Genomic DNA, 26,078 nt, shown 5'->3' with positions numbered 1-26,078 from the left:
AGCGTTCGATATGAGAAAGTCAAAGAGCATGTACTGGAAACTAAGTGCCTATTTCTTCTTTTTTTTCTTTACTTGGTCAGCAAGTTATTCATTGTTCTCCATCTGGCTAGGGCAAGAAATCAGTCTGAATGGTGCTGAAACAGGTGTTATCTTTACTGTAAACGCTATCTTTGCGCTATGTATGCAACCGCTTTATGGCTATATATCTGATAAAATCGGATTGAAGAAGCATATTTTATTTCTCATCAGTTCTTTGCTCTTATTTGTTGGTCCTTTCTATATCTTTATCTATGGGCCGTTACTTCAATACAATGTATTTCTCGGCGCCATTGTAGGTGGATTATACCTGGGTATTTCTTTTTTGGCAGGGATCGGAGCCATCGAATCTTATGTCGAGAAAATCAGCCGAAAATATGAATTTGAATACGGGAAATCTCGTATGTGGGGCTCGCTAGGTTGGGCAGCAGCAACATTTTTCGCTGGTCAGCTCTTCAATATCAACCCTAACATTAACTTCTGGATTGCATCAGTATCTGCTGTCATTCTGTTTATCATTATGATGACAATTAAAGTTGAGATGACAGATTCCGAGGTGGAGCGAGCAGAATCTGTTAACTTTAAGCAAATCGGATATTTGTTTGCAAATAAGAATTTATGGTTCTTCATTTTATATGTTCTTGGTGTTACCTGTGTTTACAATGTGTATGACCAGCAGTTCCCGAATTACTTTTCATCAACGTTCTCAACGGTTGCATTAGGCAATCAAGTTTATGGTTACTTAAATTCCCTACAAGTGTTCTTGGAAGCAGGCATGATGTTCTTAGCGCCTTTCATTGTCAACAAAATTGGAGCAAAAAAGGGTCTGATATTGGCAGGGTTCTTGATGGCGTTCCGGATCATGGGTTCAGGCTTAGTTATTGGACCTTATGGTATCTCAGCTATGAAATTGATTCACGCATTGGAACTGCCAATCATGCTGATCGCCGTATTTAAGTACTTGGCTGCTAATTTCGATACGCGTCTGTCTTCGATCTTGTATCTGGTGGGATTCCAGTTTATGAGTCAGGTAGGAGCTTCGATCTTCTCGCCAATCGCCGGTATGTCTTATGACATTAGAGGTTTTGCAAATACGTACGTGATTATGGGTGTATTCGTATTTGTCTTTACAACAATCTCAATCTTTACCTTAAAGAAAGAACCGAAAAATCTGGATCCCAAGCCTAACAAGCATATTGAAACAGCATAGGAGGAAGACAAATGAACACATATCATAACAATACGAAGCAAGCTGAGGAAGCATTGAAACAGGCAGAAGCAAAAATGAACAAGCGGTACCGGTTAGGTTATCATATTATGGCACCAGCAAACTGGATTAACGACCCCAATGGATTAATCCAATTTAAAGGTGAATATCACGCCTTCTATCAGCATCATCCTTATGATAAGAACTGGGGTCCAATGCATTGGGGTCACGTGAAGAGTAAAGACCTTGTACACTGGGAGCATTGTCCGATTGCATTAGCGCCTGGAGATGCATGTGACCTTGATGGCTGCTTCTCAGGAAGCGCAGTAGATAATAACGGCGAATTGACATTAATCTATACTGGCCATCACTATATTGATCAACCAAACAATATCTTTTTCCAAAATCAAAATGTGGCAGTAAGTACAGATGGCATTCATTTTACAAAACTAGGGCAGAATCCCGTAATCGCTGAACCTCCAACAGATAGCTCACAGCATTTCCGTGATCCGAAGGTATGGAAGCATAAGGATACATGGTACATGATCCTAGGTAACAGCACGAAAGAAGATCTGCCGCGTGTTATTCTATATACATCTCCTGATCTTAGAACTTGGACCTATCATGGTGTGCTTCTGCAGGGAGATAAGAATATGGGCTTCATGTGGGAGTGCCCTGATTTTTTTGAACTGAACGGTAAGCATATATTTATGTTCTCCCCGCAAGGTATTGATGCGCAAGGAGATAAGTACAATAATTTGTTCCAGACGGGATATTATGTTGGCGAATATAATTATGATAGTAATGAATATAAACATGGAGAGTTCATCGAGTTGGATAATGGTCATGACTTCTATGCGGTTCAAACTTTTCTAGATGATCAAGGTCGCCGCATTGCGATTGGTTGGATGGATATGTGGGAATCGGATATGCCGACGAAAGCAGACGGCTGGTCCGGAGCATTGACGATCCCACGTGTAATTACGCTGGGTGCCAATAATAAATTGCTGATGAACCCAGTAGAGGAAATGAAGTTGCTTCGTCAAAGCGAACATGTTTTGTACCAATATTGCGCTATTTCTGGAAGTTACTTGACGGAAGTTGAAGCGGATCTGCTTGAAGTGAAGGTCGTGTTCGACCTGACGAAGTCAAGTGCAGATCTGGTAGGCTTGAAGCTTCGCGGAACAGGTGAGGAGGAAACGGTTATCACTTATTCTATCCCGGGTCAGAAACTTATGCTTGATTGTTCTAAATCAGGCAAAAAGACGGATGGAGTACGTCAAACAGCCTTAAGTGCAGAGGGGCAGATGACGTTACATGTATATCTGGATCGCTCATCCATTGAAATATTTGCTAATGAAGGGCAAGCTACGATGACAAGTCGCATCTATTCGAGTGAAAAACTGCTAGGCATAGAACTCGTAACGGAGGGCGGAGAGGCTCTAGTAAATGAGTTGACATACTGGAAATTGAAAGATATTTGGCAAGCTTAATAACTCGAAGAAAAGGTTGCTTTCTGAGTCCTTGTATTGACTTAGAAAGCAACCTTTTCTTATTGATAGTTAATCTGACTGCTATCGAAAAGAAAATTGAATACGAGCGAGTCCGGCAATAGCGACTTTCCCCGGAAATGCCCATCTACATGATAGCCAATTTTAAACCGAGCCTGGTTTCTGCGTATCCCCAATTATGCCCTTTTGCGAAAAAGTCTGCAAGAGAACGTTTCCATTATTCGGCGTTGGATTCGCTGAAAAGACCACCCCTGCCGGTTAAGCATTTCCCGCAACCCGTAGGAGCATCAAAGGTTAGGATACTCCAAGTTTTGTACTGCTGTCCCGAATTTCTAACTGATGAGATATGGACCAGTGGACAGCCGCCAATTCTTCTCCTCTAATAAGCTTAATGAGATTGCGGGCGGCGACCATGCCAAGTTCGGATGCTGAATATCGGACAGTTGACAATTTAGGCCGGATTATTGTAGCCATGTCAATGTCGTCAAATCCGAAGAAAGAGACCTGTTCAGGTATTTTCACCCCATTTTCGGCCAGAAAGTTCATAGCGCCTATGGCAACTCGGTCCGTTGCGCAGAACACCGCACTAGGCAGTGGGCCTGAATGATAAAGTTTTCTCATAGAGGTTATGCCATCTTCAACTGAAAAGCCGCTTTCCAACACACGTTCGGGGCGTACTGGCAGGTGAGCGGTCTTCAATGCCTGTTCATAGCCCAAAAAACGCTGATTGCTCACTGAAATATCCCCCGCTGGTCCCTGCAGCATCGCGATATCCTGATGACCCTGCTGTATTAGATAAGTTACCGCTTCAAAAGCAGCCGTTATGTTGTCAACATGCACGGAAGGAATGGTTTGGTCTCGGAAATCCCTTCCGACAAGGATGCAGGGAATTCCCGCCGCTTCAATGAGCGCGAATAGCGCATCCCGGATTCCGCTTACCGATATAATAATTCCGCTCGCCTGCATTTCACGGAACATATTGTAATAGTGTAATTCAGAGTCCGCGTCTCCCCCTGACAAGGCGATTATGACATCGAAGCCGTATAGATGCGCTACTTGATTGATGCCTTCAACCATGTCATCAAAAACGTTGTTTTTAATCGCGGGCAGAAGTACCCCAATCAAAGATGTATTATTCTTTACCAATGTCCGTGCTATGGCATTTGGACGGAATTGAGTGGCTTCAAGAACATCCAGAACTCGTTTGCGTATTTCACTGTTGACCGTCTGGCTATTATTGATCACTCTGGAAACTGTAGAAATGGAGACGTTGGCCATTCGAGCCACATCTTTTATAGTCATTTTCATTGTACACACCGACTTTCAAGCAAGTATTTATTTAGAAAATAGGTTCTCAAAGTGGATTGAATTTATTATATCAGTTTATTGAATTGTTTATTGAGTTTAACAAAGATTCTAGAGCAAAGAAAGCGCTTGACCTTGGTTTATAAGGAGAGTATAATCAACTCCGGAAAACGTTTTCTAGTATTTTTTGGACGAACATAGTTGTTTTTACCAATAATCGGCTGGATTCAGGGTATTTCAGCTTATTTTTTTGATAATTAAGAAAACGTTTTCTTGATAACCTTGAATTGTAGAGAATAACAAGGGAAAAGGAGCATGAGCATGAGAAGTTCAAGCGATATTGTTGTAAGGGGAAATGAGGCTTCAGTGCAAACCGGTTCAATTATTACGCTGAAAGAAAAAATTGGTTATGGATTCGGTGATTTTGCCAGCCAGTTGCTGTTTGCCGCCGCAATGACTTTTCTGTCCTACTTTTACACAGATGTAATCGGGATCAGCGCTGGGGTCATTGGTACTTTAATGCTAGTTGCACGCGTACTGGATGCGTTTATTGATGTCGCGATTGGGGCTTTGATCGATAAAACAAAGAGCAGACACGGGAAGGCACGTCCTTGGTTACTGTGGATGTCCGGGCCATTTGCATTGTCTGGAATTCTCTTGTTCACGGTTCCAAGTGGAAATATGACGATCACTATTCTATACATTTACGTTACCTATCTGCTGATGAACTTTATTTATTCCAGCATTAATGTCCCTTATGGTGTGCTTAATTCCATGATAACGCAGGATTCTTACCAGCGTTCTCTGCTTAATATTTTTCGTATGAGTCTGGCGAATATTGGTGCCTTGCTAATTAATTATTTCACCCTCCCGTTAGTGAAGTCATTCGGCGGCGGTCAAAAAGGGTGGATTTTCACCTTTATTATATTTGGCTTGCTCGGAACCTTCTTATTTCTTGTTACCTTCTTCAGTACCAAAGAAAGGGTTACTCCATCTGTTGTACAAAAGCCAATTCCGTTTGGACGCGCTTTTGGAGCGCTGATGCGTAATAAGTATTGGAAATTGATCCTTGGGTTTGCTGTGGTCTATTTTATAAATAATGCACTGGGCACAGGTATGAATATTTACTACGCACGTTATGTGTTAAAAGACGCCAATCTGATTGGAGTGCTCGGCATATCCTTACTGCTTCCTTCCCTGCTTGGTTATATGCTATTGCCCCCCATCGTCAAGCGGATCGGTAAACGAAATTCCTCCATTATCGGAAGTATCCTCCTTATTGTCGGGTCGCTTGTCATTGCCGTCAGTCCCACAAGTCTGATGGCGGTCTGTCTGGGACTCGTTATTAAAGCGCTTGGACATGCCGCTATTCTCGGAACCTTCTTTGCCATGTTGGCAGATACCATTGAGTATGGCGAATGGAAGACAGGGATGCGCACCGAAGGACTGGTGTACAGTGCGGGTAGTTTCGGCACAAAAGCGGGAGGCGGTTTGGGAGCGGCACTTATCGGTTGGGGACTGGCATTGGGAGGATATGCTGGTGGACAAGCTACAATCAGTGCTACTGCGTTAGCGTCTATTCATTTCATGTTTATCTACGTTCCAATTATCTTGGCTCTCCTGCAAATTTTATTGCTGGCATTTTACAATCTAGATAAATTATTTCCGGGTATTGTCAAAGAGCTTGAATTCTTAAAAAACGCTGAATAGCTACTGGGTAAATAAGGTAGCCCATGAATGAACTCACCCTATTGTTGAAGTGACTAGCAGTAGGGCAGTTCAAGAGGGGCTGCTTTTTTGATTGAAGTAATGGGCAGGATTATTCAGTGGGAGACAAATTAAAACGGCTAATCCCCGATCGGGCAAGAAAATAAGAATATTCGTAAGATGATTAATATTTATAAAAGATCTTTGAATAGAAATTCAGTCGAAACTATCAAATGTGTGCTGTGGCATAACCCTTGGATCATAATAAAGAGTTATCCCTGTATGTAATGGAGAATATGAGTTAGTAAATCCTATAACCATTCGGCAGAGGAAGCATCTAATATAAAGTTTAGAAAACGACAGATTATTCAGAGGTTAAAAACAAAGCCTTTAAAGGGTCAATAAACAAACTACCCTATCATATTCCGAATAAAACGCTTTAAACCCATCTACAAATAACCACTAGAGCAGCGATGTTTCCCATGAGTGAAGTATCGCTGCTTTGCTTTGTTGATTTATGGCATATGCGGATAATCAGTAGGCTGGAATCGTTAATGCGAATGAGTAAATTTCGTAATCTCCAGCATCTGGTCGGTCATATACAATGCCGAAAATTGAGAGTTAGACTGTACCGTTCTTTCCTAAAGGCACAGACTTTGCCCAAGTATCCGATGTGGCTTTGGAGCGTTCGCTTGATTTAATCAACCATTGCCCGAAAATGTATGGGGTGGAAAACCGCTCACGAATCTTTCACAAATCCCTTAATGGTTTTTTTTAATATCCTGCAAGTTTGCATTAGATAGAATTTCAGCATTCACTCCGAAGAATGCGTTTCCTGCTTCGGTATCGCCATTAAGATAGTACATAAACCATGCGGTTACATATCCGTCTGCATAGTAAAGCATTTGCCCATGATCGGCATCATTTCTTCTTGCCATCACTTTTGTGACATTATTGGGGATGTCATTATAAAGTTTTTGCAGGATTTCCAGAGGTGCAATCTGCTCATCTGTGTTGCCAGTGGAACCAATAATCATAGTTGGTGCTTTGATGAGCGTAGGATCAGATGTCCATTGCAGAGCTTCGCTCATCACGGTCTTCGCGGAACTCAACATTACAGCAGCTTTATAGATGTCAGAATGCTTCTGATCTGTAATGGCGTTTATTACACCTATGCCGCCCTGTGAATGTCCGGTAATACCAATATGGTCGAGGTCTATCTTCTTATAAAAAACATTATCCCCACCATTGATTTTATCTTTGTATTCATTCAAAAGCTCAAGATACCGAACAGACATTTCAGCGGAAAACCCATTCCATGCATACTCTTCTTCTGTGGCAATTGTGATAAATCCCCAAGAGGCAAGATGTTTTTGCAGTGCCTGATATTTAGAGCCTGTGATCCCTGTTCCGTTGACAAATACAACAACGGGGAGCGATCTATTCATTTCGGATATATCCGCCGGAAAAAAAATCTCATATTTCTTAAATGACATCATAGCGGCACTTTCAAAATAACTTACCTCGTACTCACCCATAGCTATATACTTTGCTTCCAACTCGCCGCCTGTTTTGACTGTTTCCGTATAATTATTCGGAACGGCAGGATTATTTGCTAAGTAAATCAACAAAGCGGCAATCAATACTGCAATGATAAAAATAATACAACCAGTAATTTTCAACATCTTTTTCATGCACGTAAATCTCCTTAACTCTCAATAAATTATAAATTTAGCGTAGGTCTTGTGGATTGTCTGCCTTGTTTCCTTGAAGTAGTATACCTGATCTGAATAAACTGAAAATAAACTGATGTAAGCATAGACCGATTACCGATTAGTTTAGTTATATATCTAAATAAAAAGCATATGTAGTTAACTTGAATAGGTAGCATAATGAAGTACGATTTCTCATTTCATATGACAAAAAGACTCAAGAAGAGATAAACACGGGCGGAAAAGCCTGCTCAGACATATGTTGAAGCCGTATAGTCTGAAAGAGCTGATTGACGGTTATTCTTAAGTTTTTCGTTTTCACTTTGGATAGTAGAGAAGGTAGTTTTTAAAAATAGTACCTTCTCTAAATCTGCACATTTTGTTGCCTCAAACAGAACAGCGGATCTAATCTGTCTTATTCACTCCCCATATATCGTTCCAGGTACTCATTCAACTTTTCTATATATTTAAAATATAGCTTATTGTCATTTTGCAGACCGTGCCCCGAATGAGGAAACTCGAAATAATCATGGGGAACATTGTTTTCTTCCAGTGCGTTGATCAGATATTTTACTGTTCCGAACGGAGCAACCTTATCGTATTTTCCATAGGCAGCTAGCGTTGGTACAGAATTTTTATCAATCCACATAAATGGTGAAATATCTTTGACTGCTTCATCATAGCTTGCTTTTCCTATCATATCTGTTGTAATCGTGTTACCAGACATAACGCTGAATAAATTTGCTGCTGCCTCTGGATTCTGATCCAAACCGTAGGCAGCCCAGTCCTCTGGATAAAAGCTCGGTGGTCCTACCATCTCAAATACCATTTTTACAGGAATAGGAGAGGTGTTCGCATCACGGTAAGCATACAATAGCGCCAAAGTTCCACCTGCCGAGCCACCGGATATCGCCATTCTATCGAGATTGTAGCCTAACTTTTCCGCTTCCGCTTTTACAACTGGAATACTTTTTTTGATTTCCTGTGACATAGTATATACACTGGCTTCGGGATTGTTTTCATTACGCAGCGTATAATTAATACCAACGGTGACATAACCTTTTGAAGTAAGCCATTTCAGCATATTGGCGTCATCACTTTTGTCACCAGTTGAAAAACCTCCTGCATGGAGATATACGACAAGACCATAGCTTTTCTTTGTATTATCTGCTGGAACATAGAGATCAAATTTATTTTGCTCCTTATCGTCATAGGCGATATCTGAATATACATGCCCAACGGTGTCATTCCAATGAACTTGCATCTCTCCAGACAGTGGATTGTATGTCATTTTGATGATTGCTGAAGCTGCGAACACAAGAATAAAAACACCAACATAAATAGATCCCCACAACATTTTTTTTCTGCCTTTTCTCTCATTTTTCATAAGAAGTTACCTCCAAACAGTGTACCGCCGAGCAAAAAATTCATAAATGCCCGCACCGCAAGACGGCCCAAAACGGCAGCTACGATGATAACTAAAATCAGAATAACCATGCGTTTTTGTGAAAGTGTCATCTCTTAATCTCCTTATCAATTTCTTCGTGATGTTACCCCTTGAGTTGTTTTATCCTAATGTTCAGACTTTTTTCCGTGCCGGAATTTGGGCCTTTTTACAACATACCGAACTATACGCTAGGGAGCTGATATCGAGCTGATATCGATTGGTCACTTAATTGGCTCAACTACAATTTTAACAAGAGTGATCAGAGGTCTTTTGTTATCATATTTTCTCCTTTATTTAGAATACATCCGTTGTATGAACTCCATAAAATAGACGTATCATTTTTTGTGTAACAAATGTATCATTGGTTAAAATCAGAATCAATGAATCAATAGAAAATGATACAGAAAGGAAAAAATGTAACGTGGAAGATAAAAGATTGAAAAACACACATGTGAAGCTTCAAATTACAAAATCACTTCTTGATTTGTTGAAAATGAAAGAACTTAAGGCGATTTCAATCAGTGCTCTTACCTCAACAGCACAAGTAAGTCGCGTTTCGTTTTACAGGAATTATGATGAAAAAGAAGATGTGCTGAAAGAATATCTTTATAAATTAATAGACAGTTGGTATAAGGAATATCAAGATAGTGGTGGTACATCGGAAGATGAACTTTTGGGGAGTTTGTTTGGACACTTTAGTAAAAATAGAGATTTTTATCTGCTTCTTAGCCAAAGGAAATTGTTCTATCTGCTGAAGGAAATACTCAAAGAACTATTCGGACCAAAACCAGAATATCCAAACTTCGGTGCTTATGTAGCAGCTTATTTTTCATATGGATTGTTCGGATGGATTGAAGAATGGTTTGCTAGAGGTATGCAGGAAACTTCAGAAGAGATGACTTTACTTCTGAAAAATCGTGATTTAAATAAAAATTAATCTCCTGAGGTTGTTGGGATTTGGACATTTTCCAGAAGTGAATAATCCCATTTTCTCAATTTAGATGCTGAGAAAATGGGATTATTTCTAGGTTGAAGGAAGAATCACTTCAAAAGTTGTACCTGTGTCATCTGAGCTTGCAACCCGGATCGTCCCACCATGCAGAATAACAATCTTTTGCGCAATACTTAAACCCAATCCATTGCCCGGGGAGGCGTGAGAAGGATCTCCTTGATAGAATTTATCAAATATGTGTTTTTGCTGATAGGCATCAATCTCTGGACCGTTGTTGTGAATAGATATACTAACATGTTGAATCTTCGAATTCATATCGATTGTGATCTCGGAATTCGAAGTCGAATACTTAATGGCATTGTCCAGAAGATTGATCCAAACTTGACTAAGCATATCTTCATTTGCAGTAACCATCAGTTCAGACGAATCAAACTGAAAGCTTATATTTTTCGCCGACCATTTCGGCTCCAACAATACAATAACCGTTCGGATGTGTTCGGTTAAGTTAAAAGTCGTTTTCTCAGTGATGATGGCTTGGCTTTCGATCTTGGATAACTGAAGCACATTTGTGGCAAGTTCTGCCAAACGTTCCGATTCATTGATGATGATATCCAAATACTCATTGCGTTCCTCATCTGATAAGTTTTTTCTTTTCAAAACTTTCGCGTACCCTCGTAAGGAAACGATCGGTGTTTTAAATTCATGCGAAAAATTATTAATAAAATCGGACCGCAGCATTTCAAGACTACCGAGTTCTTCAGCCATGTGATTAAAACTTCTGTTCAACTTTCTTAACTCTTTTGGCCCCTTAAGGTGAATACGGACGGAAAAATTCCCTTTGGCCAGCTCTTCAGAAGCATGTATAACTTTTCGAATGGGAGAGAGCGGGATTCGGCTAAATATCAACGATGCAAGAATACTGACCAGAATACTCACTGTTCCAAAATATGTAACAAGCACTAAGCCACCTCCTGAATTTGGATCTTCGGCAGGAGGGGAACTGTAGAGTCCGATATACACGAAAAACACGACAATGACCAACGAAAGAAAAATGGATATGAGCAAAATAAACAACACAATGAACGTAAACATAAAAGTTAGTCCAAACCCACGTAAAGATCTCTCTCTGATAAAGTTTATTATCCTTCTACTCACTATGTTTTACCGCCTTATAGCCAATTCCTCGGATGGATATGATTTCAAATTCCGGATAATCGCCAAATCGCTTTCTTAAACGGTTGATGTGAACATTTAACGTGATATCACTTGTTTCAGAGTCCATGCCCCAAATTTCATCCATTAACTGAATACGGGTAAAAATTTTATCTGGGTACGACAGCAATTTGTACAATAAATAAAATTCCTTCTGCGGCAGTGTCTGCACTTCATTCTCTCTTGACACCGATAATTCATCGTATTGCAGCGTGATTTTTCCTATTTGAAGCTTCCGTTCATTCTGGATCTTGGCTCGCCGAAGCAAAGCCTTAATCCGAAGTAGCATTTCGTCTTCGTCCACAGGTTTGACCATGTAATCGTCTGTTCCTGCCATAAAGCCTTTACGTTTGTCTGCCGGTAAATGTTTGGCACTAACCATCAGAATAGGAATATCATTTTTGCTCTCGCGGATCGTTTGAGTCAACTCGAATCCATCCATTTGAGGCATCATGATATCAAGAACAATTAAATCAATATGCTGCTTGTCTAATAATTCTAATGCCACGATGCCATTCTCCGTCAAAAACACCTCGTATCCTGCAGACCCAATGATAGTTTTCATTAATTTGGCCGTATTTTTATCGTCTTCTACAACGAGAATTTGAAACATTCCCCTCAATCCTTTCCGTTACTCTTTAATAACTGAACTGGCATTCTATCACAATGTACTGCTTGAAGTGAACAACGAGCACGACGCTTTTGTTTATTTTCAGTTTATATACTCATGGTAATATATGTCCAGCGAAGTACAATTCATCAAACTCCCGGATGTTCTGAATATCTAATATTTTCATTTGATTGTAAAATTAGGTGTTTGCCGGAGGCGCTGCTGAATATTCTGCTGGGCATCTCCCCCGCTGCGGCAGGCCAGAATCGCAATGGTGAGATCCGCGAGCAGAACTGTACGGCCATTCCCGTAGGCACGGCCCTTGCCCAGAGCTGGAACCCGGCGGGTTGCCAGGAGTGCGGCGACATTGTGGGGGAGGAGATGAAACGGTTAGGCGTGCACCTGTGGCTGGCACCGGCGATGAACATCCATCGCAATCCACTCTGTGGCAGGAACTTTGAGTATTTCTCGGAGGATCCTCTTATCAGCGGCAAATTGGCGGTTGGCATCATCTTGGGAGCCCAGAAACATCCGGGCTGCGGTGCCACGGTCAAGCATTTTGTCTGCAACAACCAGGAGACCAACCGCTTCAATTCTAATAGCGTGGTCAGCGAACGGGCAATGACATCATGATGCCTGGCGGCAGGAAAACCATGAAGATTTGATGAACGCTTTGAACAATGGGACGGCAGCCTATCCGCTGACCCGCGCAAATCTGGAGAAGTGTCTTCGAGAGAGGCGCAGAACCCTCTATGTTTGTTATAATGACATATTTTATATTGTTTCTTCTAAGACATTAAGGGGATGAATACTGAAGATAATGCCGTATTTGAAGGCAAAACGATTGCCAGATAATTTGCCGGTATATAATTATGCACCCGATGTTGTATAGTTTATTTCATATTAGCTTAATGTTAGTAAAGGTGTAAAACAGCAGACATTAATTAATGGTGTTTGCTGTTTTTTTTATCAGCATGTTACATTTAATGCTTTATGTATCGTTTTGTCTTGGTTTATTGATTCAACTATTATCTGATGATACATTTGTTACACGAAAAAACTATCATCATACTCAGGAGGAAATAGTGAAAATATTAAAAAGGATATTGTTAGTTGTGTTTATCATAGTTATTGTAATTATTCTGGCAGTTATAGCGTTGTTTGCATTTCAGTCATACCGCTTTGATAATTATTATAAGTTTGTAAAGACTGATAAGCCAATAGAGGCACAATATACAGCTCTTGGACCAAATGAGGTTTCTTCTGTAGAATTCGATGCAGAAAATGATACCTATAAAAAATATGAAATTTGGTATCCGTCCGAAATGAAAGATCGTTCATCTGCATATCCTCTCGTTGTATTGGCAAACGGGACGGGAACCCCGGCATCAAAATATAAATCTGTTTTTAAACATCTTGCATCATGGGGGTTTATTGTTGTTGGCAATGAGGACTTGAATTCTCGAACGGGAGCTTCATCGTCTGCAAGCCTTGACTTTATGCTAAAGCTGAATGAGGATAGTGAGAGCGATTTTTATGGGAAAATTGATGTTGATAACATTGGGATCGGCGGACATTCGCAGGGAGGCGTGGGAACAATAAATGCCGTAACCAATCAGGAGAACGGTGATTTCTACAAAGCTATGTTTACGGCAAGCGCCACTTCAAGCTTCTGGGGACAGCAAAGCCAATTGGGAACCGATTGGAGTTACGACGTATCCAAGATCAAAATCCCTTACTTCATGGTTGCTGGTACGGGAGATTTTGATGCGGGAACTGCAGAAGACATAACGGCTACAGAAGGGCAAGGAATTACTCCGCTTTGGTCACTTAATACGAATTATTCCAATATTCCCGATACGGTAACCAAAGTTATGGCTAGGCGCGTAAACACTGACCACAGCGATATGGTGAACCATGCAGACGGATATATGACAGCCTGGTTTATGTATTGGCTGAAAGGTGATGTACAAGCGGGTAACGCATTCTTTGGTGACGATGCAGAGTTATTTGAAAATGCGAACTGGCAGGATGTTATTAGAAGTCAATGAATTATTTTTATATACAATTACAACAATGTTATATACCTGATAAAGGACTGGATTCCAGTCCTTTTTTAGTTGAGTTGGAATTACTTCGTAAGATTGCTACAGAACAGAAATATTAAGTTAAAAATGTCCGTTTGTGTTTTATTTGGTTATAGGCATCATCATATCAGTTTATTCAGATCAGGTATATTACTTCAAGGAAAATAAGACACAAGACAGTAGACATCCTCAACAAATATCAAGGAGAATTCAATGAGAAAAATGATTAAAATAATAGGCATGTGTATATTGATATTCATTCTTTTGATCGTGGGACTAAGAATTAAAAATATGTTATTCCCTCCAAAAGTTGATAGCAGTGAACTAGATATTGAGAAGATATTTGCACAACAGGCGCAATCCCAAGAAGGACTTCATCCTCTTGAAAATATTGAGCAGAGAACCATTGATATAAAATACATCAGCAAGGACAATATAGTGGACACCCGACAAATGAGGCTCTATATTCCGAAGGATGCGGAGCAGCCGATCCCCGTCATCTATATTCCTCACTATGAAATGACCGAGGCTGCTGTGGAATTGCGCAAGTATCTAGCTGAAGGGTGGATGGTTGCTTCACCGACGAAATTTGATAATAAATACAACGGTCAGCTGACCGATGATGATCTGGTTTTCAATAATGCCGCCTTATATACGCTTCGTCATATGGAAGAAGTCGATCATCAAAGAATCGCCCTCGTTGGGGGCAGCGCAGGTGGATACACGACACTGATGCTTAACGCTTTGCAAATGGGGATTAATGCTTCGATCGCGAATTCACCGATTGCTAATGTGTACTTTAATTTTTATCAGTATTTTCCCGAAGGAAACCAATGGAACAACAACAAGATGGGCTGGGTTATGCTTAAAGGATTGTTTAAAATGATCACTGCGGAGATAACGGCGAAAGAAATGCTGAAAACGATGATGGACTTACCGATTCCGTTTCTAGGTATGGTATCCGGCATGTTTGAGCCGATCTTAGATAATTTTCCGGATAAAGAAGACATCGCAAGATGGGAAGCATTCTCCCCGGTTGCACTGGCAAATCATTTTAGTAGTCCTCTGGTCATCAATCATGTTACGTCTGATGTTTTGGTTCCAGTCGATCAGATTTCAAGACGATTCACCTATGAAGAAGACGGAAGTTCAATGCCGGAGGGGTTTTCGACAAGACTGAATAGCAGCTATCCGGGAGTTCTCGGACATACTTTGGAAGAAGAACTGCCTTCAGACCTCACAAGAACAGTGCACATTATTATTACTGACCCGGATAAAGACAGCATACTTCCTTATGACAGTAAGAAACCGTTCAACCTGAACATTTACGACGATGGAACTGTAGAATCTTACGGGAGCCACCGAGCGACATCCGGAACAGGTGTAACCGATGATATTCCGTATCTCAGAGATATGCTCTCCCGTAGCTTGGCAGAAACAGAAATGCTGCTACCTGGAAAGCTTCTTCTGCTTTTGGATCGTTATCAGGGAGAGAGTATACAATTACCTGCTCATCAAGGAATTGATGATACTGTTTATGGCTCCCTTGTCATTTATCAGCAGGAAGTCGTAGAGGAATTAAATCAGTGGGCAGAAAACCATTCTATGAATGAATTGAATCATTTTATTCAGGGATCAATCACAGATATCGATGATACCATATTAAAGAACCAGTACACAGCCACATGGAAAGAGATAAAGGAAAAATTATCACGAATGTAAATTAGTTACTGCAGCATCTTGTTAAAAATTTAACAGGATGCTGCAAACTTGATTTATTTAGCTGGCTCTAAATGAAGGATGAGATGTGGATACACAGAAAAGGGCAGCAGAAACAATACATTAGCTATCCTGCCAATATGTGATTTTATTATTTGTAATCTGCGTTTATCGTTGTTTCTTTCCATTGTTCTATGCTGGCAAGCATGTTGTTAAATTTATAGGTTGCCGCATCATAGGCTTGTTGACCAAGCAACAAACGAAGTGGAGGTTCCGTTGTTTCCACGACTTTAATAACCGCTTCAGCAGCCTTTACAGGATCTCCAGCTTCTTGACCAGCACCAAGTTGAATACCTTGCAGCATATGGCCGACAATAGATTCTTTAAGCTCAGGTATGCTTGTCTCAGTCTTGGCAGAAGAACGGCCACCCCAATCTGTACGAAAACTGCTTGGCTCCATTAAAGTCACATAAATATTAAAAGGAGCCAGTTCTTGCGCAAGACTTTCGGAAATACCTTCAACGGCGTATTTTGTTGCGTGATAATACCCGAGAGTTGGGAAGGAAGTTAGACCGCCAATGGACGAGAAGTTTATAATGTGACCACTTTTTTGTGAGCGCATGTAGGGAAGTACAGTATTCGTAATATGCATGAGTCCCCAGAAGTTAATTTCGAACATCTTACGCGTTTCTTCTTCTACGCTTTCCTCAACAGAGCTAAAATATCCGATACCTGCATTGTTCACGAGCACATCAATACGTTTAAACTTCTCAATCGTATGGTCAACCGCATTTCGGATCTGTTCCGGATTAGTGACGTCGAGTGGGAGAGCGAGCACATGATCTTCATGCCCGGCTGGAAGAAAAGGAGGCACACGAAGACTTACTCAAAGATCCATAGAAAAGTTAATTCAAAAATATGCTAATCTTTATGGTAAACCGTCTTTAAATGTGCATGCTTTGAGACTTGCAACTAGATATCATAAGGCTAACAATGATGTTCCAAAACTGAAGGATCAACTAGGTCATTTATCAGTACAGACAACGATGATATATACACATTTATCAGATGACGATCTGAAGACAGCGGTTAATAAAATGGATTTAGATTTTTTTATGCATTAACTCTAAGTTCAATTGTAATTCAGTAGATGATTATTGAAGATAAAGTTATTGCATAAAGGATGGATGATATGATTTATGCCACAACTTTATCTTCATTTTTACTTATGCAATAATCTTAAGTTCACTAATGCAATAAAGTTAACTTCAACGGACAACTGTACATCGACACAAAGTTACCTACCAAAGAAACCCTTATTTTATAAGGATTTTTCTGTTTTTAGTAGGCAACTTTGTGTCATTATTTCGTGACACAAAGTTGCCTACTTGACTGGGAAATGACACTAAGTTACCTACTTGACTGGAGAAGTAAAAGTTTTATGCAATAGCATTACTGATACAGCTATGCTTATCTGTTCAGAAACAAACTTTAGAAGATGAATAACGCTTTTCCAACAAACGTTTACATGAAAAAATCCGTTCGATACTTTTTTAGAATTCGACAGAAAAGGTGTTTTTTCAACAAAGGAGTGTTTAATCAAAGATCGAATATATAGAACTATGTCAAACTCTACAAAATATTGGAGGAAATGCATATTATGTACTCACCAGTCCGAAAGATAGAGAATGAGATGGGGAGAAATAGATTTTATGTTTTTAGTAAGAGGCTTGGTAGGGAGGTCAGACTTTATAATTCCCTTCAATATGATCATTGGGTATTAACTGAAACTGACCTTTCTGTCTTGGATTACTGTGAGAGGCCACATAAAATCACAGTTTCTGTGGCTGGTAAAGTTGATTATCAGACAAGCTATTCAAGAGAATATAAATAAAGTATTGGAGGTCGAAAGTTATGGATAAAATCGCCATTATAGGAATAGGATGCCGTTTGCCAGGAGGAATAAGGGGGCCTGAGGAGTTCTGGGAAGCATTGACTGCGGGAAAAGATATGACTTCCGATTTACCCGAAGGCCGCTGGGATTTAGAAAAGTTTTATGATCCTGACAAATCAAAGCCAGGCAAGCATTACACCTGTCATGGTGGATTTTTAGATAAAATAGATGAGTTTGACCCTTTGTTTTTTGGTATTTCTCCAAGGGAAGCGGCCTTTCTTGATCCACAGCAAAGACTGATGCTGGAGACATCATGGGAAGCAATGGAAGATGGAGGCTTGGATCCGGCCAAGCTAGCAGGAACCAATACCGGTGTCTTTGTAGCGGGCTTCACCCTTGACTATCAAGCAATACAATTTAAAAACGAATCGGTTGAAAGTTTAGATACACATTCGGCAACGGGTATGATGATGACAATGTTGTCCAACAGGATTTCATATATATATGATTTCAGAGGTCCAAGTTTGTCTGTAGATACAGCGTGTTCGGGCTCTTTGGTTGCAACACACCTTGCATGCGGGAGTTTATTGAATAATGAATGTAATCTCGCAATAGCAGGCGGAGTAAGTGTTATAGCTACACCTGAGTATACCATAGCGGAAAGTAAGGGTGGTTTTTTATCTCCCGATGGACGGTGCAAAACTTTCGATTCCAGTGCAAACGGTTATGCAAGAGGGGAAGGAGCCGGCGTTGTGGTTTTAAAACGCCTGTCAGATGCTATCGAAGACGGAGATAGGATTTATGCCGTAATAAGTGGATCGGGTGTAAACCAGGACGGCCACACAGACGGGATTACTGTTCCAAACGGGCAGGCTCAGGAAAACTTAATGAAGGAGGTATACAAAAAGGCAGGAATATCACCTTCAGATATAACATATATTGAAGCTCACGGCACCGGCACTCCGGTTGGAGACCCTATTGAGGCTAATGCAATAGCACGAGTGGTTTCAACAGACAGGCCAAAAGATAAAAAGTGTATTGTCGGATCTGTTAAGACAAACATTGCCCACCTTGAGGCCGCTGCAGGAGTTGCCGCACTGATAAAAGCTTCACTAATCATAAAGCATAAGCAAATACCTCCACATCTGCACTTTAAGAATCCAAACCCTAAAATTCCCTTTGACGATTTATGTATACGAATTCCTCAGACCCTGGAGCCTTTGCCGCAACCCGCATTGGTTGGCATAAATTCATTCGGTTTTGGAGGAACAAATGCCCATATCCTCTTGGAGGAAGCTACAGATCTCCAAAAAGAGGGTACTCATGAAGTTAATGTAAATACCGGATGGCCATATATGATTCCCATATCTGCGCGCTCAGAAAAGGCGCTAAAAAACTATGCGCAAAAGTATGTTGATTTTATTAATGGAAGTGGAGAAAGTATTTCTTTATATGATATTGGAAGCATGATGAGCAAAAAGCGCACCCATCATGACTATAGACTAGCGGTTTCGGCATCTTCAAAGGAAGAACTTGCAGGAAACCTGGAAGCGTATATTAAAGGACAAGCACGCCAGGGGATGTCTGCGGGAAATGTTGAGGCAGGAAAGTACAATAAAGCTGTTTTTGTATATACAGGTATGGGGCCCATATGGTGGGCTATGGGCAGACAGCTCCTTGAAAAAGACCCTGTGTTTAGAAATATGATAGAAAAATGCGATAAACTTACACGTCAGTATGCTGGATGGTCTCTACTGGAGGAACTTCTCGCCGATGAGGAGAATTCACGTCTGGACCAGCCCCAGTTTGCTCAACCTGCCAATTTTGCTGTTCAGGTGGGTTTGACTGAAGTATGGAAATCCTTGGGTATTATACCCCATGCGGTGGTAGGACACAGTGTTGGAGAAGTGGCTTCTACATATGTTGCAGGAATTTACAGCCTTGAAGATGCCATGTTGGTAAGTATTCACAGAAGCCGTGCACAGCAAAAAGCAGTAAACAAGGGCACAATGCTGGCGGTAGGTTTACCAGAAAAAGAAGTTGTGGCCCTGCTGGATGAGAACATAAAAGGTGTTTCAATGGCAGCAGTCAATAGCCCAAATTCGGTAACTTTGTCAGGTGATCCTGATGCCCTTGAGCAGATCCAAAAACAGTTGCAGGATAAGGGGGTTTTTGCGCGGCTTTTAAAGGTCAATGTAGCGTATCACAGTTACCAAATGGAACCATATGAGCAGGAGCTATTGGAGGCATTAAAAGGAATAAAGTCCCAGCCTGCCGGGATACCGATATATTCCACGGTTACAGGGAAAATGCTGACGGGTACAGAGTGTGATGGACATTACTGGTATAAAAATGTAAGAGAGCCGGTACGTTTTGAAGCAGCAATGTATGAAATGATTTCGTTGAATTATAACTTATTTATTGAGGTGGGCCCTCACCCTGTTTTAGCAGCTTCTATTTCTGATTGTCTGTCAGCTAAAAACGTTGAAGGTAAGAAGTTGTTCTCTATAAAAAGAAATGAAAACGAACAGGTTTCAATACTGGAGAACTTAGGGAATCTATATGCACTGGGATACCCTATAGATTGGAACAAGATTTACCGGTACCAAGGTGAGTTTGTAAGTCTCCCTCTTTATCCATGGCAATGGGATAAATACTGGATGGAAACGCAGGAATCAAGTGAATTTAGGCAGGGAAAAAATAAGCACAAGTTTTTAGGACGCCGTTTGAAAACTTCCAGCCCTATATGGGAGATTGAACTTAATACTACCTATATGACGTATCTTTCTGATCATAAAATACAAGGTATAGAAGTTTTCCCCGGAGCAGGGTATGTAGAGCTGGGAATGGCTTGTGCCAGAAGCTATTTTGGAGAGGGTTTTTATACAGTTGAAGATATAAAGTTTGAAAATGCTTTATTTTTAAATCAAGGAGTATCACCTGTGGTGCAGGTGGTTTTGGATCCAAAAACCGCAAAATTCGAGATTTCAAGCAGGATACCGGGACAAGATAAGACTTGGACATGCAATGCATCCGGCACAATAAGAAAACGGCAAAACATAAAGATCACTGCTAAAGATGAGTTGATTCAAATACTTGGCAATTGTACCAAAGAATACGGAAAAGAAGTATGTTATAAAACCTTCTATCAAATGGGTTTCCATTATGGTCCTTATTTCCAAGGTATAGACAAGATATGGAAAGGTGATAACGAAGCTCTTGGCAGGATCGAGATCCCTAAAATACTGGAGATTGATAGCTCTATCTACGGTCTTCACCCGGCGGTATTGGACGCCTGTTTCCAGGTTACCATTGCGGCAGTTGCACCACTTAATGAAGATGAAAATAACGAAGGCCAATCATTCCTACCTGTAGGAATAGACAGGGTGCAGCTTTATGGAAGGCCGGAGCCTGTCATGCTTTGTCATACGCAGATGGTAGATAGGAAAGATAATAATTTGAACGCCAACATCCGTCTATATAGTGAGGACGGAAATCTAATCGCCGAAATACTGGGCATAAGAACTAAGGAACTTGGAAATAGTGGAGGGTCTGATGCTGGAAGAGTTAAGGATTATCTTTATGAGATAAACTGGGAGCTTCTAAAAAGTGAAGAAGTTGATACCCGCACAGCTGCTGCTAACTCTGGAGCATGGCTTATTTTTGTGGATCATAAAGCAGCAGGAAAAGAACTGGCAAATCTCCTTGAAAAAAGGGGAGAAGAATGCTTTATGGTATATCCTGGTGAGAATTTTGGTTGGCAGTATGAAGAGCGTGAGATATATATAAACCCTCGAAGCATTGAGGATCTTAGAGCGTTGTTTGATGAATTCTCAAAAATTAAAACGAAGCTAACAGGTATTGTATATATGTGGAGCCTCAATATCCTTGAGATCCAGGAAGTTAGCAATACAGCTATAGAAAAAGCTTGTTTTGAAAACCTGTTTGTATTAAAACACCTGGTACAAGCAACCACAAATCTGGGATTAAATTTTAAGCTGTGGGTTATTACAAGAGGAGCCCAAATGATCAACAGGGCTACTCCAAATTCTGCATTCTTACAGTCGTTGGTATGGGGCCTTGGCACCGTCATAGGTTACCATGAGTTGCCTTCAAATTGGGGAGGCCTTGTAGACCTTGACATAGAGGCCAATGCGGATGAAATGGAAATGCTGTTAAAAGAAGTCTTAGGTAATGGAGAGAACCAAATTGCTTTCCGTAATGGGAATAGACTTGCAGCAAGAATCGATAAACTGCGGATTGATATGCAGCATCAAGTACCCGTACATCTTCGCCCCGATGGAAGTTATGTTATTACAGGTGCTTTTGGTGGCATAGGTATGATTACAGCCCAGTGGATGGTTGCCAAGGGAGCAAGACATCTGGTACTGCTTGGACGCGGAGAATTTCCAAAACGTTCTGAATGGAACAATGTAGAGCCAGGCAGCAGCCTTGCAGAGAGGATTGAGTTTGTTCGTAAGCTGGAGTCCCAGGGGGCAACAGTATATATTGGATCAGTGGATGTAACTGATGAGGAAAAGCTTGCTGGATTTTTTAAAGATTTTGATAAGGAAGAAAGGCCTCCTATTCGAGGTGTTGTACATTCTGCTGGTATTACGGATGATCAATTTCTTGAGGTTAGTAAAGATGAGACTTTTTATAGGGTCCTTTCGCCTAAGGTAAATGGTGCATGGAACCTTCACCGTATGACAGAGGGGCGGCCTATTGACTTCTTTATTTTATTTTCTTCAGTTGCTTCTGTATTTGGTTCACCAGGCCAGGGAGCATATGCAACTGGGAATGCCTTTTTGGACTCACTTGCACATTACCGTTTATCGAGAGGACTTCCTGCACTGAGTATCAATTGGGGACCATGGTCAGAGGTTGGAATGGCTGCAAGGTTTATGGAACGTGATCCGGAGTATTATATACAAAAATCCATAGAATCTGTAACGGTAGAAAAGGGAATTAGGGCTATGGAGCACCTTGTTGGAGAAGCTGTTGCACAGTCTGTGGTTCTACCTATACTCTCGTGGCAAACGTTTGGGGAAAAATGGTTCTCACCCATGAGTTCTCCACATGTGCTTAAAACTCTTTTGCAAGATGAGTCAGGACAACAAGAGAATATAAATAAATCAAAGGTGGATGTTGATATCCTGGAGGATATTATTTCATCTCCAATACAGAGCAGGCAGAATATCGTTGAAATGCATATTAAAACAATAGTAGCGAAGGTTTTGCGTTATAATCCTGAGGATCTAAGTACCAAACAACCACTAACTGTTTTTGGGATGGATTCATTAATGGCCACCGAAATAAAAAACAGGATGGAGGTTGCCTTTAAAACACCTGTTTCCATAGTAGAACTTCTTAAGGGTTCCAGCATATACGATCTTTCCGAGCAAATGATATCAAAGCTATACGGATCGGGAAAGATTTCAGAACAGGATTCCCTAAATATGGGTAAGGCTGAGCTTGAAAGAATACCTAAAGTTTCTGAAAAAGAGTACTATGAAACCTCATCTGCACAAAAGATGATGTATATCATTAATAATCTTGAGGGTAACAACATTGGGTATAACATACCTGTGGGAATTTTATTTGAAGGTGGGATTGAAAGGGTTGCCCTTGGGGAAGCATTAAAAACATTGATACAAAGGCATGAAGCATTTAGGACATCCTTTGAGATGATTGATGGGGAGCTTGTGCAAAGGATACAAGATGAAGTTGATTTTACTATAGAATATTTTGAGTCTGAGGAAGACGGAGTAGAGAAAATAATCGATGAATTTGTAAGACCGTTCGATTTAAGCAAAGCACCCTTAATAAGAGTAGGTCTTATAGAAATCCATGCTAGCAGGCAAATACTTTTGCTTGATGTACATCATATAGTCTCGGATGGAACTTCAATAATCAGGACTTTTGATGAAATAGTTTCTATATTAAGTGGTGAAAGCCTTCCGGCAATGGAGGTGCAATATAAGGATTTTGCCCAGTGGCAGAATGGCTTGTTTAGCACTGAGGTTTACAAAAAGCAGGAAGAATACTGGCTTAATAGGTTCAAGGGTGAAATTCCTATCCTTGATATGCCTACAGATTATCCTAGGCCTGTCCTTCAAAGCTTTGAAGGAAATAGGTTGCTATTTGATTTAGACAGTCATTTGATGGATAAATTAAATGTACTTTCCTCCCAAACAGGAGCCACCGTGTATATGATACTTCTTGCGGCATTAAATACACTAATGTATAAATACTCAGGACAGGAAGACATAATTATTGGTACTCCTATAGCGGCAAGAACTCATTTTGATACTGAAAGAATACTGGGGATGTTTATAAATACCCTGGCATTAAGGAATTTCCCAGAGGGAAATAAGGCCTTTACTGAGTTCTTGGAAGAAGTAAAAGAAAGCTCCTTAGAAGCATATGAAAATCAGGAATACAGGTTTGATCAGTTTGTGACAAAACTTAACGTAAAGAGAGATTCAAGCAGAAATCCTTTATTTACTGTTATGTTTAATATTGTTCCTTCTGATGAGCATATTATGGAACATCGTGGTGAATTAAAGTATTCCAAATATCCGGTTGAAAGTAAAACATCAAAATTTGACTTAACATTCCAGTTGATACCAGATGGTCATAATATAATATTATGGATGGAATATGCTACACGTCTGTTTAAGAAGGAGACGGTAGAAAGGCTTGTTCAGCATTACTTTAATATCCTTGAAGAGATAACCTCAAACCCTGAAAAAAAACTATCAGAAATCAATATGTTATCCCAAGAAGAAAAGGAGCGAATAATATACGGCTTTAACGATACGAAGGTTGAATTTGAACATCACCTGACGGTACACCACCTGTTTGAGCAGCAGACGAAAGTACGTCCAGACAATATAGCAGTAGCGTATGAAGGCCGTAGATTTACATATGGCCAGATCAACCAAAGGGCAAACAGGATAGCAAGGTACATGCTAAAGGCTGGCACTGGTAGAGAAGAAGCCGTAGTTGTCATGCTGGAGAGGGGACCCTTATTTGTAGAATCGGTACTTGGTATATGGAAAGCAGGGGGGGCTTACATACCTGTAAATCCAAAATACCCTACACAAAGGGTGCTTGATATATTTAAGGAATCTAAAGCTGCCTATGTGTTGACCTTATCAGATTATGTGACCCAGCAGCTTAGTGAGAACTATAAAGGCCGAATTATATACCTTGACCAGTGTGAAAAAGAGATTGAGGCTGAAAGTGGCGAAAACCTAGATCTAGATATAGACATAAATAGTTTGGCCTATGTTATATATACATCTGGTTCAACTGGTGTACCAAAGGGAGCTATGATAGAGCATCTTGGCATGATAAACCACATCCATGCGGAAATAAAGGAACTTTGTATAACTAACAACAGCATAATATCCCAGAACTCGCCTCAATACTTTGATGTATCTGTATGGCAGTTCTTTGCAGCCCTAACCATAGGAGCTCAAATTATCATCTATCCAGATGAAATAGTAAAGGATGTTGCAAGGTTTACGAATCGGATCATAGAAGATGGCATAACGGTCCTTGAGGTGGTACCTTCATACCTTGCTTTAATGCTTGAGTATGTGGAAAATACAGGGAATAAACCAGAAAAACTTCATTACTTGCTGATAACGGGAGAAACCGTAAAATCCGGCATAGTAAGGAAATGGTTTGACCTATGTCCAAATACTAAAGTAGTTAATGCCTACGGACCTGCAGAGGCAGCGGACGATATTACTCTATATACTATGGAAGCTGCTCATGAAGGAGAGAACATTCCTGTAGGCAAGCCTATACAAAATATGAATCTATATATAACAGATAAAAACATGAACCTGTGCCCTATCGGAGTAAAAGGAGAGATCTGCGTCTCTGGAACAGGTGTAGGAAGGGGTTATTTAAATGACCCTGAAAAAACAGCCCATGTATTCCTTGAAGATCCTTTCAGAGAAGAAAAGGGGATAAGGCTGTACAAAACAGGAGACCTGGGAAGATGGCTGCCTGACGGGAATATCGAATTCCTGGGCAGAATAGACCATCAGGTTAAGATCCGCGGATACCGAATAGAGCTTGGAGAAATAGAAGCTCAGCTTCTAAAACATTCTTCAATAAAAGAAGTTGTGGCAGCAACAAGGGAAGACCCCCAAGGGAACAAGTACATCTGTGCATATATAGTTGGAGAAAGTGAATTGACAATACCGGAATTAAGGGAGTATCTCTCCAAAGATCTGCCAGACTACATGATCCCTTCATATTTTGTACAGTTGGAAAAACTGCCTTTATCAGCGAATGGCAAGGTAGATAGAAATGCCCTGCCTGCCCCTGATGGAAATATTAATACAGGGGTAGACTATGCTGCACCATTCGGTGAAATTGAGGAGAAGCTTGTACTGATATGGAGCCAAATCCTTGGAGTCCAGAAGATTGGAGTAAATGATAACTTCTTTGAATTAGGAGGAGACTCATTAAAGGCAACCAATCTTGTATCAAGGGTTCATAAAGAATTTGACATAGAATTTGCATTAAAAGAAGTGTTTATGGGTCCTACAATTTCGGCAATAGCAAAAAGTATTAAAAATAGACTTAACGATACAGTGGAAATCGAAGAAATTTTAAGCATGATTGAAAATCTATAAATAGGAATTAAAAGAGATG

15 protein-coding genes and 1 pseudogene are annotated in these 26,078 nt (G+C 40.5%); 9 read left to right on the top strand and 7 right to left on the bottom strand.

Annotated features, from left to right (window positions below; translation table 11 throughout):
• The first annotated feature begins 10 nt into the window (after window positions 1-10).
• Both ACXHJ1_RS19590 and ACXHJ1_RS19585 read left to right on the top strand, forming a co-directional pair.
• A complete protein-coding gene (locus ACXHJ1_RS19590) occupies window positions 11-1,246 on the top strand; it encodes an oligosaccharide MFS transporter (RefSeq protein WP_457905080.1) in 1,236 nt (411 codons plus the stop codon).
• Between the two features lie 11 nt (window positions 1,247-1,257).
• Window positions 1,258-2,736 carry a glycoside hydrolase family 32 protein gene (locus ACXHJ1_RS19585; RefSeq protein ID WP_457905079.1) on the top strand — a complete coding sequence of 493 codons (1,479 nt, stop codon included), beginning with the start codon at window positions 1,258-1,260 and terminating at the stop codon, window positions 2,734-2,736.
• Window positions 2,737-3,048: 312 nt separating this feature from the next.
• Here ACXHJ1_RS19585 and ACXHJ1_RS19580 read toward each other — a convergent pair whose 3' ends face one another.
• Window positions 3,049-4,032 (bottom strand): LacI family DNA-binding transcriptional regulator, encoded by a 984-nt coding sequence (locus tag ACXHJ1_RS19580; RefSeq protein WP_025364899.1) that lies wholly within the window; start codon window positions 4,030-4,032, stop codon window positions 3,049-3,051.
• A 348-nt stretch (window positions 4,033-4,380) separates the two neighbouring features.
• Here ACXHJ1_RS19580 and ACXHJ1_RS19575 point away from each other — a divergent pair, with 348 nt between their 5' ends.
• Window positions 4,381-5,769, top strand: a complete 1,389-nt coding sequence (locus tag ACXHJ1_RS19575) for an MFS transporter (protein ID WP_045245378.1) — start codon at window positions 4,381-4,383, stop codon at window positions 5,767-5,769.
• Between the two features lie 758 nt (window positions 5,770-6,527).
• Here the strand turns inward: ACXHJ1_RS19575 and ACXHJ1_RS19570 are convergent.
• The 3 genes from ACXHJ1_RS19570 to ACXHJ1_RS19560 all read right to left on the bottom strand — a co-directional run bounded on the left by ACXHJ1_RS19570 (window position 6,528) and on the right by ACXHJ1_RS19560 (window position 8,996).
• On the bottom strand, window positions 6,528-7,460 hold the full coding sequence (locus ACXHJ1_RS19570; RefSeq protein WP_457905078.1) for a poly(ethylene terephthalate) hydrolase family protein: 933 nt from the start codon (window positions 7,458-7,460) through the stop codon (window positions 6,528-6,530).
• A 433-nt stretch (window positions 7,461-7,893) separates the two neighbouring features.
• Window positions 7,894-8,865 carry an alpha/beta hydrolase gene (locus ACXHJ1_RS19565; RefSeq protein WP_457905077.1) on the bottom strand — a complete coding sequence of 324 codons (972 nt, stop codon included), beginning with the start codon at window positions 8,863-8,865 and terminating at the stop codon, window positions 7,894-7,896.
• Entirely contained in the window at window positions 8,862-8,996 is a 135-nt protein-coding gene (locus ACXHJ1_RS19560) for a hypothetical protein (protein WP_016820903.1), read from the bottom strand. The genes ACXHJ1_RS19565 and ACXHJ1_RS19560 overlap by 4 nt, the downstream gene beginning before the upstream one ends.
• A 350-nt stretch (window positions 8,997-9,346) precedes the next feature.
• On the opposite strand from ACXHJ1_RS19560, the gene ACXHJ1_RS19555 reads away from it, so the two are divergent.
• Window positions 9,347-9,862: a TetR/AcrR family transcriptional regulator gene (locus tag ACXHJ1_RS19555; protein ID WP_457905076.1), complete on the top strand. Its 516-nt coding sequence runs from the start codon at window positions 9,347-9,349 to the stop codon at window positions 9,860-9,862.
• Between the two features lie 87 nt (window positions 9,863-9,949).
• Here ACXHJ1_RS19555 and ACXHJ1_RS19550 read toward each other — a convergent pair whose 3' ends face one another.
• Together ACXHJ1_RS19550 and ACXHJ1_RS19545 are read right to left on the bottom strand one after the other, a co-directional pair.
• Window positions 9,950-10,837 (bottom strand): HAMP domain-containing sensor histidine kinase, encoded by an 888-nt coding sequence (locus ACXHJ1_RS19550; RefSeq protein WP_250247415.1) that lies wholly within the window; start codon window positions 10,835-10,837, stop codon window positions 9,950-9,952.
• A 187-nt stretch (window positions 10,838-11,024) separates the two neighbouring features.
• Window positions 11,025-11,702, bottom strand: a complete 678-nt coding sequence (locus tag ACXHJ1_RS19545; RefSeq protein WP_016820900.1) for a response regulator transcription factor — start codon at window positions 11,700-11,702, stop codon at window positions 11,025-11,027.
• 204 nt (window positions 11,703-11,906) lie between these two features.
• Here ACXHJ1_RS19545 and ACXHJ1_RS19540 point away from each other — a divergent pair, with 204 nt between their 5' ends.
• From ACXHJ1_RS19540 to ACXHJ1_RS19530, 3 genes are all read left to right on the top strand, one after another.
• A complete protein-coding gene (locus ACXHJ1_RS19540) occupies window positions 11,907-12,332 on the top strand; it encodes a glycoside hydrolase family 3 N-terminal domain-containing protein (RefSeq protein ID WP_457905075.1) in 426 nt (141 codons plus the stop codon).
• Window positions 12,333-12,784: 452 nt separating this feature from the next.
• Entirely contained in the window at window positions 12,785-13,750 is a 966-nt protein-coding gene (locus ACXHJ1_RS19535) for a poly(ethylene terephthalate) hydrolase family protein (RefSeq protein WP_290409878.1), read from the top strand.
• Window positions 13,751-13,999: 249 nt separating this feature from the next.
• Complete coding sequence (locus tag ACXHJ1_RS19530; RefSeq protein ID WP_457905074.1) at window positions 14,000-15,508, top strand: alpha/beta hydrolase family protein; 1,509 nt, start codon at window positions 14,000-14,002, stop codon at window positions 15,506-15,508.
• Window positions 15,509-15,656: 148 nt separating this feature from the next.
• Here the strand turns inward: ACXHJ1_RS19530 and ACXHJ1_RS19525 are convergent, their stop codons facing one another.
• Window positions 15,657-16,379, bottom strand: coding sequence for an oxidoreductase (locus tag ACXHJ1_RS19525; RefSeq protein WP_457905073.1), 723 nt, complete (start codon window positions 16,377-16,379; stop codon window positions 15,657-15,659).
• On the opposite strand from ACXHJ1_RS19525, the pseudogene ACXHJ1_RS19520 reads away from it, so the two are divergent.
• A pseudogene (locus ACXHJ1_RS19520) lies at window positions 16,351-16,629 on the top strand (tyrosine-type recombinase/integrase); the annotation flags it as partial. The gene ACXHJ1_RS19525 and the pseudogene ACXHJ1_RS19520 sit on opposite strands and share 29 nt — an antisense overlap.
• A gap of 790 nt (window positions 16,630-17,419) precedes the next feature.
• Complete coding sequence (locus ACXHJ1_RS19515; RefSeq protein WP_457905072.1) at window positions 17,420-26,059, top strand: amino acid adenylation domain-containing protein; 8,640 nt, start codon at window positions 17,420-17,422, stop codon at window positions 26,057-26,059.
• Window positions 26,060-26,078 lie beyond the last annotated feature (19 nt).

The organism is Paenibacillus sp. ALE2, assembly GCF_054113385.1.
Note: the sequence above shows the minus strand (reverse complement) of the source record. Positions and strands in the feature narration are given on the sequence as shown.

Coding starts and splice junctions, on each gene's coding strand:
- ACXHJ1_RS19590 (WP_457905080.1), top strand. CDS start 11: ATGAGAAAGTCAAAGAGCATGTACTGGAAACTAAGTGCCTATTTCTTC.
- ACXHJ1_RS19585 (WP_457905079.1), top strand. CDS start 1,258: ATGAACACATATCATAACAATACGAAGCAAGCTGAGGAAGCATTGAAA.
- ACXHJ1_RS19580 (WP_025364899.1), bottom strand. CDS start 4,032: ATGGCCAACGTCTCCATTTCTACAGTTTCCAGAGTGATCAATAATAGC.
- ACXHJ1_RS19575 (WP_045245378.1), top strand. CDS start 4,381: ATGAGAAGTTCAAGCGATATTGTTGTAAGGGGAAATGAGGCTTCAGTG.
- ACXHJ1_RS19570 (WP_457905078.1), bottom strand. CDS start 7,460: ATGAAAAAGATGTTGAAAATTACTGGTTGTATTATTTTTATCATTGCA.
- ACXHJ1_RS19565 (WP_457905077.1), bottom strand. CDS start 8,865: ATGAAAAATGAGAGAAAAGGCAGAAAAAAAATGTTGTGGGGATCTATT.
- ACXHJ1_RS19560 (WP_016820903.1), bottom strand. CDS start 8,996: ATGACACTTTCACAAAAACGCATGGTTATTCTGATTTTAGTTATCATC.
- ACXHJ1_RS19545 (WP_016820900.1), bottom strand. CDS start 11,702: ATGTTTCAAATTCTCGTTGTAGAAGACGATAAAAATACGGCCAAATTA.
- ACXHJ1_RS19530 (WP_457905074.1), top strand. CDS start 14,000: ATGAGAAAAATGATTAAAATAATAGGCATGTGTATATTGATATTCATT.
- ACXHJ1_RS19515 (WP_457905072.1), top strand. CDS start 17,420: ATGGATAAAATCGCCATTATAGGAATAGGATGCCGTTTGCCAGGAGGA.